Annotated in this window: 15 protein-coding genes; 5 read left to right on the forward strand and 10 right to left on the reverse strand. The window is 70.6% G+C overall.

Annotation, left to right across the window (positions count from 1 at the left end; all coding sequences use genetic code 11):
- Window positions 1-99 precede the first annotated feature (99 nt).
- The 7 genes from JDY09_RS07975 to JDY09_RS08005 form a co-directional block, all read right to left on the reverse strand.
- Window positions 100-840 (reverse strand): flavoprotein, encoded by a 741-nt coding sequence (locus JDY09_RS07975; RefSeq protein ID WP_274716403.1) that lies wholly within the window; start codon window positions 838-840, stop codon window positions 100-102.
- A complete protein-coding gene (locus tag JDY09_RS07980) occupies window positions 825-2,909 on the reverse strand; it encodes a T3SS effector HopA1 family protein (RefSeq protein ID WP_274716404.1) in 2,085 nt (694 codons plus the stop codon). The genes JDY09_RS07975 and JDY09_RS07980 overlap by 16 nt, the downstream gene beginning before the upstream one ends.
- Window positions 2,910-2,944: 35 nt before the next feature.
- Entirely contained in the window at window positions 2,945-3,844 is a 900-nt protein-coding gene (locus JDY09_RS07985) for a phosphotransferase (protein ID WP_274716405.1), read from the reverse strand.
- Between the two features lie 149 nt (window positions 3,845-3,993).
- Complete coding sequence (locus JDY09_RS07990) at window positions 3,994-4,197, reverse strand: hypothetical protein (protein ID WP_274716406.1); 204 nt, start codon at window positions 4,195-4,197, stop codon at window positions 3,994-3,996.
- A gap of 169 nt (window positions 4,198-4,366) precedes the next feature.
- On the reverse strand, window positions 4,367-5,038 hold the full coding sequence (locus tag JDY09_RS07995; protein ID WP_274716407.1) for a response regulator transcription factor: 672 nt from the start codon (window positions 5,036-5,038) through the stop codon (window positions 4,367-4,369).
- Window positions 5,035-6,150 (reverse strand): HAMP domain-containing sensor histidine kinase, encoded by a 1,116-nt coding sequence (locus tag JDY09_RS08000; RefSeq protein ID WP_274716408.1) that lies wholly within the window; start codon window positions 6,148-6,150, stop codon window positions 5,035-5,037. The genes JDY09_RS07995 and JDY09_RS08000 overlap by 4 nt, the downstream gene beginning before the upstream one ends.
- A 188-nt stretch (window positions 6,151-6,338) precedes the next feature.
- Window positions 6,339-7,526 (reverse strand): acyl-CoA dehydrogenase family protein, encoded by a 1,188-nt coding sequence (locus JDY09_RS08005; RefSeq protein ID WP_274716409.1) that lies wholly within the window; start codon window positions 7,524-7,526, stop codon window positions 6,339-6,341.
- Window positions 7,527-7,738: 212 nt separating this feature from the next.
- On the opposite strand from JDY09_RS08005, the gene JDY09_RS08010 reads away from it, so the two are divergent.
- Both JDY09_RS08010 and JDY09_RS08015 read left to right on the forward strand, forming a co-directional pair.
- Complete coding sequence (locus tag JDY09_RS08010) at window positions 7,739-8,209, forward strand: hypothetical protein (protein WP_274716410.1); 471 nt, start codon at window positions 7,739-7,741, stop codon at window positions 8,207-8,209.
- A gap of 10 nt (window positions 8,210-8,219) precedes the next feature.
- On the forward strand, window positions 8,220-8,522 hold the full coding sequence (locus JDY09_RS08015; protein ID WP_274716411.1) for a hypothetical protein: 303 nt from the start codon (window positions 8,220-8,222) through the stop codon (window positions 8,520-8,522).
- 10 nt (window positions 8,523-8,532) lie between these two features.
- Here JDY09_RS08015 and JDY09_RS08020 read toward each other — a convergent pair whose 3' ends face one another.
- Both JDY09_RS08020 and JDY09_RS08025 read right to left on the reverse strand, forming a co-directional pair.
- A complete protein-coding gene (locus JDY09_RS08020; protein WP_274716412.1) occupies window positions 8,533-9,669 on the reverse strand; it encodes an aldo/keto reductase in 1,137 nt (378 codons plus the stop codon).
- 7 nt (window positions 9,670-9,676) lie between these two features.
- Entirely contained in the window at window positions 9,677-10,828 is a 1,152-nt protein-coding gene (locus JDY09_RS08025; RefSeq protein ID WP_274716413.1) for a hypothetical protein, read from the reverse strand.
- 139 nt (window positions 10,829-10,967) lie between these two features.
- On the opposite strand from JDY09_RS08025, the gene JDY09_RS08030 reads away from it, so the two are divergent.
- Genes JDY09_RS08030 through JDY09_RS08040 form a run of 3 tightly spaced genes read left to right on the forward strand, consistent with a single transcriptional unit; the run spans window position 10,968 to window position 14,291 of the window.
- Window positions 10,968-12,737, forward strand: coding sequence for a D-glucuronyl C5-epimerase family protein (locus JDY09_RS08030; protein WP_274716414.1), 1,770 nt, complete (start codon window positions 10,968-10,970; stop codon window positions 12,735-12,737).
- A 13-nt stretch (window positions 12,738-12,750) separates the two neighbouring features.
- Entirely contained in the window at window positions 12,751-13,947 is a 1,197-nt protein-coding gene (locus JDY09_RS08035; protein ID WP_274716415.1) for an ArsA family ATPase, read from the forward strand.
- A complete protein-coding gene (locus JDY09_RS08040) occupies window positions 13,944-14,291 on the forward strand; it encodes a hypothetical protein (RefSeq protein ID WP_274716416.1) in 348 nt (115 codons plus the stop codon). The genes JDY09_RS08035 and JDY09_RS08040 overlap by 4 nt, the downstream gene beginning before the upstream one ends.
- A 48-nt stretch (window positions 14,292-14,339) precedes the next feature.
- Here JDY09_RS08040 and JDY09_RS08045 read toward each other — a convergent pair whose 3' ends face one another.
- Window positions 14,340-14,582 carry a hypothetical protein gene (locus tag JDY09_RS08045; RefSeq protein ID WP_274716417.1) on the reverse strand — a complete coding sequence of 81 codons (243 nt, stop codon included), beginning with the start codon at window positions 14,580-14,582 and terminating at the stop codon, window positions 14,340-14,342.
- Window positions 14,583-14,655: the final 73 nt, after the last annotated feature.

The raw sequence follows: 14,655 nt of genomic DNA on the forward strand, positions 1-14,655 counted from the left end.
GACCGCCCGCGTCCCCGAACGCACCGACACTTGGTAGAACGCAGGCCGAGCGCGCACTGTCGCTTCGCCCCGAAGTTGTCGGCGTGTCGTACACCGCCCTCACCGGTAGCTGCCGCCCCCCGTGCTCTCGGTGCGCAGGCGACGGCGAGGCTTTCGCGATCGCTGCCGCCCCTTTCGCCGCAGCCCTTCCGTGGGACGGCGCCGCGGTTCGAGCTTGTGCGCACCGACACCGGTCAGCCGGGCGCGCGCGCAGGCGGTCTCGAGCGCAGCGAGCGCTGCGGGTAGATCGAGCATCGCACCAAGACCGTCCTCCCCCGTCGCGAGCGACCGGCCCCGCGCAAGCGCCGGCACGTGGTAGCCGTCGGCGCGGAGCTGTTGGACGTTGCGCAGCACGGCGGGCTTCCCCGACGCGCCGGGCGGCAGCGACGGGATCACGACGGTCGGACCCTCGAAGCACAGCACGACCGTGCTGACGAGGTCGTCGGCGACACCAGCTGCGAGTTTGCCGATCAGGTTGGCCGTCGCGGGCGCGACGATCAGCGCCTCGCCGAAACGCGCCAGCCGCAGGTGGGCCGGGACAGGGCCGCTGTCGTCGCCGTCGACGTACGTCCGCGCACCGCAGATCGCCGCTAGCGCTCGTGGCGACACGAGGCGCGCGGCCGAGCGCGTCAGCGCGAAGCGCAACTCGACCTCGTAGTTGGTGCACAACCACGCCGCCCAAGCCGGCATCAACGCCGCGCCGATGCCACCTCCCGAAGCGATCACGAGACGGCGCACCGGCAACGCTCGCGGCAAACGGGCGACGGCGCGCTCGCTGGTCCCCCCTACCCCTCCACCCATTTCGCGCTCCTTCCCGCTACGAGCTCTTCCGCAAGCGCCAACTGTCCGCGCACCAGCGCGCGGTCGAAACCGAACGCGCGCACATAGCGTGCGAGATGCGCAACGACCTTGAGAGCGGCGTACGGTGCGGCCGCAGCGACAAGCGCTGCCCGACCGATCCCCGCAGCAGCCGCATAGGCGTCGACGAACGCGGTTGCCGCGGCGCGCGCGGCGCCACGACCGGGCTCTCGCAGGGCGCGCTCGAACTCCGCAAGCTCGCCAAGAAAGCAACCGACGTCGTACGCTGCCGGCCCGATCGCCGCACGGTGGAAACCGATCACCCGCACCGCGCCCTCGCCGCAGACGCTGTAGCCGGGCGTGAGCTCGCCGTGGACAACGGTCGCATCGCGACCGCGCCGTGCGAACGCGGCCACTGCCTCGGCGAGCCGTGCGCGCAGATCCGGGTGGTCGAGGAGCAGCAGCTCTTGTACGCCCTCGAGCTCGGCGTGGAGGGCGGCACGTCCCCCGGCACGGTCGCAGAGGCTGCGGACCTCGTCGAGGAGCCAGGGCAGGGCCAGCCTGACACGTGGCCATCGGCGCGACAGGCGCCGGCCGTTGGCGTGAAAAGCGGCCGTCCATTGCGCAATGTCCCCGGCGAGCCTTGCAGCCTCTTGATCCGAGAGTTCGCCGGCGAGAATCAGGTCGCTGAACAGCTCCCCACCGGGCAACCCAGGGAAGACGAGCGTGCCGTCGGGAGCCACCCGGGGCAGCACGGCGAGACCTTGGTCGGGCTCGAGAGCGCTGCGACACAGTGCAACGCGCACGTCGATCTCGGCCGAATCGCTACTTCCCGAGAGATCGCGCTCGACCCACGCCCAGCCGCTGTGCAGGCGCACCGCCATCGTCACGCACGTCACTCCCTCAACCACGCTCGCTGGATCGATCGGCTCGTCACGCCTCGCGGCACCGGTGGCGACTAGAGCCTCGACGAGAACGTCCTTCACCGCACCCCCCCCTTGCTTCGCCGACCGCCCGTGCTCGGCCATGCTCGCGAACGCTGCGGCCCGACGGCTGCTGCCGCGGGCGCGGGCGACACGCGCCACCCGCACGCCCGTCGTCACGTCGCCGACCGTGCCGCGTTCGCTCGACGGCGGCAGCGTCGCGTGTGCCAGCGCTGCCAGCTCGGCACCCAGGACGCTGGCGACGGTGGCTTCGTCGATCTGTGTTGCCTGCCCGTCGGTTACGACTGAACAAAGGGTGCGCGCGGCCACGGCCGCGACGTACGTGCCGTAGCTCTCGTCACGGCCTGCTGCGAGCGGCTCCGGCGCCACCGCGACCCCGTTTCCGAGCGGACGAGCGAGACCCGCGGCAGGTCCGCTGAAAAGCCCGGCCCGTCCCAGAGCGACCGCGAGGTCGGCAGCGCGCGGCAGATCGTCGCTTGCGACGTAAGCAACCAGCGCGTCGGCGCGGGGATACTCGTCGGCCAGTGCGAGCAACTTGAGCTGGAAACGGATGCCTGCGGACGACAGCGCACCCCACAGCGCCAGCGCAGCGTCGTCCGCGCGATCATGTGGAACCGAGCAGTAGATGCGCCACAGCGCAGCGCTGTCGGCGACCGGCCCCGCGCGGCCCACGGCGCCGACGAAACCGGGGCGCGGCCGCTCCCGCAGCACTGGCAACCACAGCGATAGTTCGGTCCCTCGTCGACGCGCTATATCGCGTTCGCGCACGAGCACGCGCAGGCCGCTGGCACGTCCCACCGCGACGACCGGGCGCTCGCTGCTCGCCGTAGCGTGACCGCGCCCCCCAGCGACCAGGGGCGGCTCGCCGTGGACCTCGAACCCGTCGGCGCGATAGCGGACGCTGCGGAGCGCCGCTGCGAAACGCCTGCCGACGCGCACGCGACCGCTGCCAGCCCGCCGCTCGGACCCGCACGCTCGCCGGCGCAGATGCAAGCGCTCGTAGATGAGGCCCGCGAGACGTGCCTCGTCGCCGGTGGCGAGCGTGTCCGCGAACGTCTCGACCGTGGAGTGCAGCTCACGCGCGATACGGATCGCCTCGGCAGCGAAGTCGACCCGTGGGTCGCGCACGCCCTGTCGTACGCTTGCATCTCGCAGACGCGCGCTCATGGCACCACTGCCGCGCTCGTGTCGGCGAACAGGACTTGCGCTCCGCGTTCAGGATCGACGAGGAGTGTGCGCCCGGCGCGCGCCACGAGCGCGGCGACGAAACCGGCGCGGCGGTGGCTGTCACAAGCGACAGCGAGCGCCCGCACGAGCAGCGCCGCGCCGAGCATGCGCACGTCGTCAAGCGTACGCTGGGGGCGCCCGTAGCCGTGGCGAAACGCACGCGCTGCGGCGAGGACGCGCGCTCGTGTCGGTTCGCCGCGGCCGAGCCACGTCTCGGCCTCTTCGCCCGGTCGCGGTTCGACAGTGGCGATCCAGCGTGCGACGAGATCGGCCTCGACCGTCGCGAGGTCGACGGCGGGATCTCCTGCCCCGGCTAGCTCCCAGTCCACGATCGCGACCGCAGGGCGGGAACGGCCGCGACCGCCTGCAACCACGATGACGTTATCGAGCGTGAGGTCGCCGTGGACGAGGGCCCTCGCCGAGGCGCCGCGTGCGGCGAGCGCTTCGAGGCCGGAGAGCAGCTCCCTGTCGCGGTGCCACTCGGCGAGCATCTCCACCGCCAGATCGCCTAGCGAGGCGAGACACTCGACGGTCGGTGCAGCGAGCTCGGCCGGGTGTTGGGCGGCGGTCTCGCGGCGCGGCGCACGCAACGCATGGACGCGCGCAAGAGCGCCACCGAGTGCGGCGAAGGCGGCGAGCAGCTCGGCACCAGCGCCGTCACCAGCGGAACGCCAGAGCGCGTCGAGCGTGGGGCCACGTAGGCGGCGCAAAGAGATCGTGCCCGATCGCGCATCGACTGCCGAGACAGGCGGGCCCGCGCCCGCTCGCGCCGCGAGGGCGGCGAGCCGCGCCTCCGCACGAAAGCGCGTCGAGCCGGTCTTGCGCCACACCGACATCGGCCGGGGTGAGCACGGAAAAGCGCGAGGGGGCGCGCTCCGCAGCGGGCCGCGGGGACGGCCTGCCCGCTCCTTCGCGCGCCCCCTCACTACGTGGTCCCCCGTTTGGACCAGCTTGGGAACGCTCCCTCAGGCCGCTCGGCGTTACATCAACACCTCACTCGCACGGTCAAAACGACCGTTCCGATCGCCCTTGGGTCGCTCCCCGGCGCCTCCCGCTTGGTTGCCGCCCGCTGGGCGGCGAGAACTTCTAGGTCGCGCGGATCGGCCGCAAACAAGTCGCGCGCCAAGCGATCGAGCTCCCCAACGGGCGCTGTCGAGATCGGTGCTTGGGCTGCGTACTCGCTCGTCATCGTCGACACGGAACTCGCTCCTCCCTCCTCCTCATAGGCGGATAACCGTGGGAGTGAGTCTCGCGCAGCGGAACGCGATCGGCCATCGCGGAAAGGCGCCATTTGTCGGTGGCTGATTTCCCCCATCTGTCTTGGGGGAGCACCGCTCGGGGGGCAGCGATGCGCCGCCTCAGGGCTGTACGAGTCCGCGGCGAATCGCGTAGCGGGTGATCGCCACGCGATCACGAAGACCGAGCTTCTCCGCGACGTTGGCCCTGTGACGGTCGACCGTGTGTTCGCTGATCCCTAGTAGCCGTGCGATCTCGCGCGTCGTGTGCCCCTCGGCGATCAGTTTCACGACCTCGGTCTCGCGCGTCGTCAGCGGGTCGTCGTCACCGAGACGCCCTTCGCGTGCCGCTTCCACGTAGTGGCGCACGAGCGCACTGACGCCGTCGGGGAAGAAGAACGGTTCGCCGCGAGCGACCGCGCGGCACGCCTCCACGAGCTCGTCGTCGGCGTCGACCTTGCGCACGTAGCCGCTGGCGCCGGCGCGCAGGGCCTCGAAGAAGAACTGCTCGTTGTCGTGCATCGACAGCATCAGGCAGCGCACCTGGGGACGCTGGCGGCTGAGCTCCCAGGCGACCTGGAGGCCCGTAAGACGCGGCATCGCGACGTCCAGGATCGCGACATCGATCTCTTCGCGCAGGGCGAGGTCGAGCGCTTCGCGCCCGTCGCCGGCTTCGGCGACAACGGCGAGATCGGGCTGCGATTCGAGCACCAGCCGCAGCCCCCGCCGGACAAGCGTGTGGTCGTCGGCGAGCAAGATGCGGATACTCCCGTTGCCGCCGCCCGCGCCGCTCACGACCGCACCTCCGCCGGCCGCAATGGCTGCGAATTCGCACCGCGCGCCAGCGCCGCGCTGTCGGTCCCGCTGGCGCTGTCGGCCTCGCTGCAGCTGCCGCCGTCGCCGCCGTCGACGGGCTTCGCTCGCTCACGCGGCACCGTCAGCACGACGCGGGTGCCGGGTCCATCGGGACGCGCGCTCACCGTCAACCAGCCGCCGATCGCGAATGCACGCTCGGCCATACCAACCGTGCCACGGCCGCTGGCGCCCGGCGCGATGCCGCGCCCGTCGTCGTCGACCTGGAGACGTACACCGCTGTCGTCGACGTCGAGGGTCACTGTCGCGGAACGCGCTTCGGAGTGCTTTAACACGTTCGTGAGCGCCTCCTGCGCTGTCCGGAACACGACCAGCTCGACGTCGCGGGGGAGTCGCGGAACTGTCGGCGGCAGGTCGACACGAACTTCGATGCCGGAAGCTGCTGTCACGCGGCGAGCGAGGTTCATCAGAGCGCTGCCGAGCCCGAGCTCCTCGAGTGACTCCGGACGCAGCTCGGCGAGGATCCTGCGCACGCCGTGGAGCGTGTCCTTGAGCACTGCGCGCGCCTCGTCGAGCCGGTCGCGCACCTGGGGATCGGCGCCTTCCCGCTCGTGGCGGAGTAGCAGCAGAGCAGTGGTCAAGCCTTGGCCGATCTCGTCGTGGAGCTCGCGCGCTACGCGGCGACGCTCCTCCTCTTGAGCGTCGAGCTGGGCGCGAGCACTGGCTCGCTGTGCCTCCTCGAGCCTCTCGAGCATCGCGTTGAAAGCGGTCTGGAGCGCCGCGACCTCGCGCACCGCAGCCCCTTCGGTCACGCGTTTACCCGGAACCAGGCTCGAGATCTGTGCGGTCTCCTGAGCGAGCGTGCGCAGCGGGGCGAATGCGCGGCGCATCAACCAGTAGACGACAACCAAGACGAGCACGAATCCGGCGAGCGACGACAGCGCGTCTCCGACACCGCGCGACTCCGGGCCGAAGGCGAACACGGCCGCATCTATCAGAAGGACGGCCGCCACGATCGCGAAAACGCGGCGGAAAAGGCTCGGCGTTCGCCTCCGGGACGACGCGTCGCCGGGGGCAGGTTCGGCGCCTCTCACACCGCGATTATGCCCCCAAAAAGGCAGCAACGATGCATCCGAGCGCAGCACCGGCGCGTGCGTCCGATCGGCAACGCGCCGTGCGGCTTGCGCACAATAGAGGAGAGGCCGGGAGGGGCTCCCTTGCGGGAGCCCCTCCCGGCCCGAGGGAGGAGGAGGGAAGTGGCCGCGAAGGGCCGGAGAAAGGTTCAGGCCGAGGCTGCGGCCGGCTCGCGCTGTGGCTCCTCGATGCGCCGCGGCATCAGCACCTCTCGAGCGATCACGAGCCGCTGGATCTGGGACGTGCCCTCGTAGAGCTGCATGATCTTCGCGTCGCGCATCAGCTTCTCGACCGGGTACTCCTTGATGAAGCCGTAACCGCCGTACACCTGGACGGCGTCGACGGTCACCTCCATCGCCGAGTCAGCGGCGAAGCGCTTGGCGTGTGAGGCGACGAGCGTGTTGCGCTTGCCCTGGTCGAGGAGCGACGCCGCCTTCCAGGTGAGCAGTCGCGCCGCCTCGACCTTCGTCGCCATGTCGGCGATCATGAACTGGATCGCCTGGTGCATCGCGATCGGCACGCCGAACTGGATGCGCTCCTTGGCGTACTCGACCGCGAACTCGAAGGCCGCGCGGGCGATGCCGACCGCCATCGCCGCGACCCCCGGACGCGTACGGTCGAGCGTCATCATCGCCAGCTTGAAGCCCTTGTTCTCCTCACCCAGGAGGTTCTTGGCCGGCACGGCGACGTCGTGGAACGAAATCATCGCCGTGTCGGAGGCGCGCTGGCCGAGCTTGTCCTCCTTCTTGTCGACGACGACGCCGTCGGCGTCACGCGGCACGACGAACGCCGAGATGCCGCGGTGGCCGGCGTCCTTGTCGGTCTTGGCGTAGACCGTGTACCAGGACGCGTGCGACCCGTTCGTGATGAAGCACTTGGTGCCGTTGATGACGTAGTGGTCGCCCTTCTTAACGGCCGTCGTGCGCATCGACGACACGTCGGAGCCGGCGTCAGGCTCGGTGAGGCAGAACGAAGCCAGCTTCGGCTCCTCGGTGAGCATCCCGAGGTACTTCTTCTTGATCTCCTCAGAGCCGGCGATCAGCACCGGCGCGCTGGCCAGGCCGTTGCACATCAGCGAGGTGCCGATGCCCGAGCAACCCCACCCCAGCTCCTCTTCGATCAAGCAGCCGGTGAGGTAGTCGAGCCCGGGACCGCCGTACTCCTCGGGAATGTGGGAGTTCATGAGCCCGACCTCGAAGGCCTTTTCGATGATGTCCTGCGGCCAGGTGGCGTCCCGGTCGTAGTCCCAGGCCTTCGGCCGGATCTCCTTCTCGGCGAACTCGTGCGCTAGACGCTGGATTTCCTTCTGCTCGTCGGTGAGGGTGAAGTCGACCACTTCCGCTCCCTTTGCCGGCGGACACCCCTGAGTGTGTCCGCACGTTGACCGATTGACCCGTCAGTCAAGGACCGACCTAAGAGTACTAGATCGCGGCCCGAGGTCGCGAACCGCAGCGAACTGGGACGCAAGCGCCGCGATCGACCACACTTGGTCCAGCTGGCGGCGTCGCGACTCCCTAACGGGCGCGCGAGGAAGGAGGGAGGAAGCGCTTGGACACGAGCCTGTTCGGGTTTCTGCTGATCGCTTTCGCCGTGATCGGGGTGGTGGCTGCCGCTGCGAGCTACGTCGGTGTAGGTCGCGTCTACCGCTCGCTCGGTCGCGGCGGACGCTTCGGAATCGCCGACCTTCCCGCTCCCCCGACAACCGTGCCGCCCGCGTCGACCCCCGACCCGATCGCCACCGAAGAGCTCCGACAGATGCTTCAGGCGAAAAGCGACCGTCGCGTCGACCGTGGCGAAGAGCCTCTCGATGTCGAAGCCGAGCTCGCCGCTCTCCTCGCCAGCACGCGCGACGCCACACCTCGCGACACGCCCGCCCCCGATCACGATCCGGCGCTGCGCGACGAGATCCGCCAGCTCGTGATCGCAGCGAACGAGCGCCGTCGCCGTCGCGGCCAACCGCCGCTCGACGTCGACGCCGAGGTCGAACGACAGCTGCGCGAACTCAGCGGGGGGCTGTAGGCTCGCAGCGATGGAGGGAAGTGGCCGCACTGTCAAGCTCGAGCAGCTCCTCAACCAGCCGGGCACCTACTTCAACCCGCAGACCGAAGTCGTCGTCGTAGTCGACGACTCGGTCTCGATCGACGGCGAGATCTTCAACATGGAGGAGTTCGAAGGCGCCGAGTGGGTGCGCATCTCGGACGAGGTCGCGATCGACGAGGAGCGTCGCGACGAGCTCCTTGAACGCTTTCAGCGCGAGTGGGGCGGAGCAACGGGCCGCGAGCTCGACGCGCGAGCGAGCGAAGACCCGGACGCCACGTCCCGGAACGAGTGAGCGGCGCGAACTAGGCGGCGAACGCGAGGTCGCGCTCGGGGTCGATGCCCCAGCGGCGCGCGACGTCGCGGTCGGACGGCTCGAGCGGCCAGCTGTCGGCGCGCGCCGGGCCCTCGTGGTCAGGCGAGGCACCCTTGAGCGGCATGCAGTTGCGGTTGTCGCCGATCCGGGCTATCTCCGCCACCTCCGCGGCCGACAAGCCAACCGGCAGCGGTGTCGCTGCGAGCTCGGCGCGCTTTTCCTCGATCGGTCGTGCGTCGGGCCCGGGCTCTTGGATCAGGGTCGGCACGGCGCAGGCCACCGGCTCCTGGGCAAGCACCCACGAGACAGCGAGCTGAATCGGCGTGAGGCCGTGGCGCTCGGCGATCGGCCGCATGCGCTCGATCCGCTCGAGTCCCGCCTCCACCCAGCCCGCGGGACGGAAGGTGCGGTGGTCGCGCTCGGGGAAGGGGTGGCCGGGACGCACATCGCCCCAGAAGAGCCCGCCGTGGTCGACAACTCGGGCGATCAACCGCACACCGTGGGCTCGCGCCGCGGCGAGACACAGCTGCCCGGGCCAGGGCTCGAGCGGATTGAGGATGATCATCGCCCACTCGACGAGATCGCCGAAGCGCTCGAAACAGCTGATCAGGTCGAGCGTGAACCCGTTGGCCGGGCCGGGCGCGACACCGAGCGCCGAGCAGAGCCCCTCGTCGCGGAGCCGTGCCAGCTCACCCCACACAACCTCGCTTGTGTAGCCGGTGCGATCGGGGTTGTGGAGTAGGAGAACGTCGACGCGATCGACGCCCAGGCGTTCGAGGACGCGCTCGGTGGCCATTCGCAGGTACGAGCCGTACTGGTCGGGCCGGCGCAGTGCTGGATCGGTGAAACGCGGGAAACCCTTGGCACCGGCCCGGCTACCGCTGTAAAAGTCGTGCCCGACAGCGGCGACGATACGCACGTCGGCGCCGACGCCTTCGCGCAGGGCGCGACCGACCAGCTCGTCGGCCGCTCCTTGTCCGTAGACGTCGGCGGTGACTACTGTCCGGATCGCTGGATCGGGCGCCAGCAGCCGCACCAAGCGCTCTTCTGCCACCGGGACGCCGAAGTTCATGTAGCGGCCGCCGCTCCAGGATCCGACAGCCAGAGGTGCGAGCTCGACAGCCACGGCCGCTCTAGTTTCGCAAGATGTTGGCGCAGCGCTGGAGCTCGCGGATGTCGCCGGCGCGAGCGCGGTCGAGACACTCGCCGTAGCGGCGGAACTGCTCGGCGGATGGCGGTGTGGTCGTCGTTGCGGAGCTGCCGGAGGCGCTCGCCGAGCCTTGCTGCGTACCGACCCCACCCAGCAGCGAGCTGGCGCTCCCCCGCAGCAGCTGGCGCAGCTCGCCGATCGGACGTGCCGACGCAGGTGCCGCGATGCGCTTGCGCTCACCGATCTTCGTGAACTGGATCGAGAAGGTCACGGTGCCGCGCCCCAGCGATTGTCCGACCGCGCCGCCGAGCTTGGTGAGGTCTAGCTCGATCCGCGCCGCCAGCCGCCGCAACAAGCCATCCTCCTTGCCCACGTAAACGTCGAACGTGGGCGGTGTGCGGACGACGCTCTCGACCGTCCTGATTGTGTCGGGGGTGAGGCGCGTGGGCAGCGATCCCCCGGTCGACGAAAGCGCCTCCCGGTTGCGCGCGAGCAACCGATCAAGGTCGCGCAAAAGGTTGCGGACGCTCAAGCGACCGCGAACGTGGCGGGTATCGACGCCACCAACCTCGACGTCGTCCTCGAACTCGGCGTCCGCCAGCCAACGTCGCGGGTCGAGACCGAGCGCGCGCAGCGAGCCGGAGCGGCGCGCGCGGTTGCGGCGCAGATCTTGGATCTGCTTTTGCACTTCCGCCCGCGACAGCTCGTAGAAGACATCCTGGAACTTCACGAAAGCGCGGTCCCCGGTCGAGAGGTAGCCGCTCTCGACCATCTGGCCGCCGGGCGAACCGACGCGCATGGTGAGGTCGACCTTGGGCAGACCGTTCCGGTTGTCGACGTACGGACCCGTCGCCTGGATGCGGATCGGCCGCCCGCCGAGCGCACTGCCGTCGAAGTTGAGCGTGGCGTCGATCGCGAGATCGGCGCTCGGGATGCGCTTCGAGAAAGCGGTGTCGAGGAGTTTCTCGGCGTCGGCGCGGTCGTCGCCGCCACAGCCTCCAGCTACCAGCGCGACGATCGCGAGCAGTATCAGCGCAAGCGGCGCGATCGCCAGACGCGGGAACCGCTTCGCAGCAGGAGCTTGGCTGCCCTGCGAGCGGCTCGGGTCGTTTGCGGTCGGCGAAGCTGGCGGCACTTTCGTGGGCAGCGTAGCGAGCCCCGCGCAGCGCGCGCAACGCAGTGATGCGCGCGCCCCGTGGTGCCGCCGAGCGTCGAGCGCCGCTGAGCTCGACGGACGCTGCGCGGAGCGCCGCCGAGCTGGAACGTGGGCGTCGGTGCGCAACCCTCTGTCGACGGCACTGTTCGATGATGACGTGACCAGCGGCCTTGCGCCCGGCCCCGAGCGGTGCGAGCAGCGCGGTGTGAAAAACGCCGCCAGGTGGCGTCTCCGCGCTGCGTCGTGGGCCGCAGCGGCAGTGGCCGCGCTCGCTGCCGCGGTTCCGTCCGCGGCGTCGGCGCGCGCCGCGGTTCTCGTCGCGACACCCGACGGACGTCTGCTCGCGCGCGAGGATCCCTTCGCGCCCTCGCCGACAGGGGTCGCTCAGGCACCCCGGACGCTCCCCTCCCTGCCGCCACCGGGAGCACCCGAGCCATACGCCCGCGCGGTCGCGGCGACGGCGACCCCCAGCGGTCGCCGAGCGCGAGCGGCTGCGAAAAAAGCGGCGAAGCGGCACCGGCGCTCGCGCACTCACGCTGGTGTGCGCGCGGTGCTCTCGGCGCTCGCGCGCGCCCGCGAGCGGGGCCACATCGATAGCGCCACCTACCGCTCCTACCGCGACATCCTCGCTCGCGCCCGCAGCACGGCGCGCAGGCTGGGCGCGCGCGGCGTGCGCGGCCGCGAGCTCGCCGCGGTGCTGCGCTCGGTCGAGGCGCTCGCGCTTCGCGGTCGGCTGATCCCATCGCGGCTCGCTATCACCTTCCTCGAGCTGCGCCTCAACGAACGCTTCTGGCGCAGCGCACGCATCCCGGCCGCGCGCGCCTGGATCGAGCTCGCAGGAAGCGAGCTCCTCTTCGCCTACTTCCCTGGCCAGGGCGTCCGTTTCCACCCCCTCGGCACCTTCAAGCGTGCGAACGCGATGCACGCAGCGTGCGTTCGTCCCGCTGCGACGCCGTGCGAGCAGAAGCGGCTTCTGGCTCTGCTGGACGAGGCACGCACGGTGGCGGTCAGGCGCTCGCCCCGCTTCTGGGCGTTCGAGTACATGTTCGCGTTCGGCGGCGGTCGCCCCCCGTGGATCAGCGCGATGGCAACCGCCACGGCGCTTCAGGCGTACGCGCGCACGGCGCAACTCACCGGGCGCGACGACCTCGTCCGCTTCGCGCGCTCGCTTTTGGGGGCGTTTGCGGCGCGACCGCCGCTGGGTGTGAGAACGACCGGTCCGCGCGGCGGCGTGCACTACCTGCAGTACTCGTTCGCGCCGCGCCTTTTCATCTTCAACGCCTTCACGCAAGCGGTAATCGGGCTCCACGATTTCGCTCAGCTCACCGCCGACAAGACGGCGCGCGCACGCTTCGAGGAGGCGCGCGGTGAGCTCGCCGCCGAGATACCGGCGAGCGATCTCGGCGACTGGTCGCTGTACTCGTGGCGCGGTCGCGCCTCGACGCCGTCCTACCACGAGCTTCTGCGCGAGCTTCTCGCGGCAGCGTGCACGCGCCGTCTGGGTGCGGTGTTCTGCGACTACGCCGAGCGCTACCGCGCCTACCAGACCGAGCCGCCGCGGATCGAGCCGCTCGTGGCCGCCACCGCCCGCAGCGGGCGACCGCTGCGGATCCGCTTCCGCTTGTCGAAACTCTCGGTCGTCGAGCTCCGCGTCGTACGCGACGGTCGCACCGTGCGGCGGCGGCTCGCCACCTTCGCGCGCGGAACCCGCGCGTTCGCGTGGCGCCCGACACGGCCGGGGGAGTACCGGATCGAGCTGGCGGCCAAGGAGCTGCGCACCGGTCGCGGTCTGCGCGGCCGTGCCGATCCCGTCACCGTTCAGGTGCTCGCGGGCGACGACGAGCGCGGCGACAGTCCCTCTCTCGACGGCTCGCGCGCGGCGCCATAGCATCCGGACCCGGATGCCGCCACGCACGATCATCTATACCGGCAAAGGCGGGGTTGGCAAGACGAGCGTGGCGCTCGCCACCGCGCGGCGTTGCGCGCGCTCGGGCTTGCGCACGCTCGTGATCTCGACCGATCCCGCGCACAACCTCGCCGACGCCCTCGAGCGCGACGTCGCCAACCGTCCCACCCCCTGCGGCCGCCGCCTCTACGCGCGACAGGTGGAGGCCCAGGAGGAGATCGAACAGCACTGGGAAGCGGTCCAGCGCTGGCTCGTCAATTTGCTCGCCGACCGCGGGCTCGACCGCATAGCCGCCGAGGAGCTGACCGTCCCGCCCGGGATGGACGAGCTCTTCGCCCTGCTCGCGATCAAAGAGCACTACGAGAGCGGCGAGTTCGACTGCCTGATCGTCGACTGCGCACCGACCGGCGAAACGTTGCGGCTGCTCTCGTTTCCCGACGCCGCCGGATGGTGGCTCGAGAAGGTCTTGCCGCTCGAACGCAAACTCGTCGCCGCCGCGCGCCCGCTGGCGCGCACCCTGCTCGACGTTCCGCTTCCCGACGACCCTGTGTTCGAGGAGGTCGAGCGCCTCGTGCGCGGCCTCGGCGAGCTGGCGGGGATCCTGCGCGACCGCTCGACGACCAGTGTGCGGCTCGTTCTCAACCCCGAGCGGATCGTCGTGCGCGAAGCGATGCGGACCTACACCTACCTCAATCTCTACGGGTTTCCTGTCGACGCCGTCGTTGCCAACCGTGTCCTCCCGCCCGAGGCCGGGGGCGACTACTTCGCACCGTGGCGCGCCCTGCAGAGCGAGCAGCTCGACCTCGTGCGCGAGGCGTTCGCGCCGCTACCGGTACTCGAGGCACCCCACTTCCCGCGCGAGGTGGTGGGCACGCGGATGATCGACCGCCTCGCCGACGCGCTCTTCGACGGCACCGAGGCGCACGCGGTGCTTCACGATGGCGCGCGGCCCGAGCTCAGCGACGACGGCGACGAACCGGTGCTGCGGCTGCCCTTGCCGCTCGCCGCGCGCGGCGACATCAAGGTACGGAAGGTCGGGCTCGAGCTGGTGGTGCGGGTGGGCCCGCACAAGCGCACCGTGGTGTTGCCGGACTCGCTCGCCGGTTGGGCGCCGGCCGGCGCGCGCTTCGACCAAGGCCAGCTCGAGATCAGGTTCCGGCGCCGCGAAACGGCGCTAGCCCAGGCACGGTGAGCGCTTCGCGCGACAGAGCCGCCGGCGAGCGCGACAACGGCCACGCCGGCTTCTCGCGCGGTGGTGACGATTTCGCGCATCTGCGCGACCACCGCCACGACGGCAGTGCCGGCACCGGCGACCGCGACCGACGCCGCCCACCGCACACCCCGCTCTTCGACCTGGCGCTGCTCGTGTACGTGGTCGAAGCGCTGCGACGGGCGCTGCCCGCCGACCTGCGGACCCGCGCCACTGACGCTCTGCGCGAGTTCCTCCTCGCGCTGCGCGATCTGATCGACTGGTACCTCGAGCGTCTCGATGGGCGACGGCGCCAGCCCGAGGTAGAGGAAATCCCGCTCGAGTAGCGTCGCGATGCTGGCGGCCCGCCGCTCGCGGCACCGCCCGCCGCGGCGCTAGGGCAAGCGGATAGCGCGGATCGCGTGCTCGTCGGGCAGCTTGGCGAGCACCTGGCGCACGATCTCGAGCACGTCGTGCTCGTCGTGACCGAGATCGTCCATCAGCGTCTTGAGCGCCGTCCAAGTGACCTTGAGCTGCGCGGGCGTGAGCTCGAGGCGATAGGCGACGTCGTCGGGACCGATCAGTAGTTCCTTGCCGCCCCCCTCCTCGCCCGGCTGCGTGCGCTCCTCGCTCGCCACGCTGCCGATGCTAGCCGCGCGCGCAGGCGCTGCGCCACCGCCGAACTGCGAGCGCGCGCTCCCGCGAGAATGT

This window comes from Thermoleophilum album (assembly GCF_028867705.1).
In the GTDB taxonomy this organism is placed as follows: Bacteria; Actinomycetota; Thermoleophilia; order Solirubrobacterales; family Thermoleophilaceae; genus Thermoleophilum.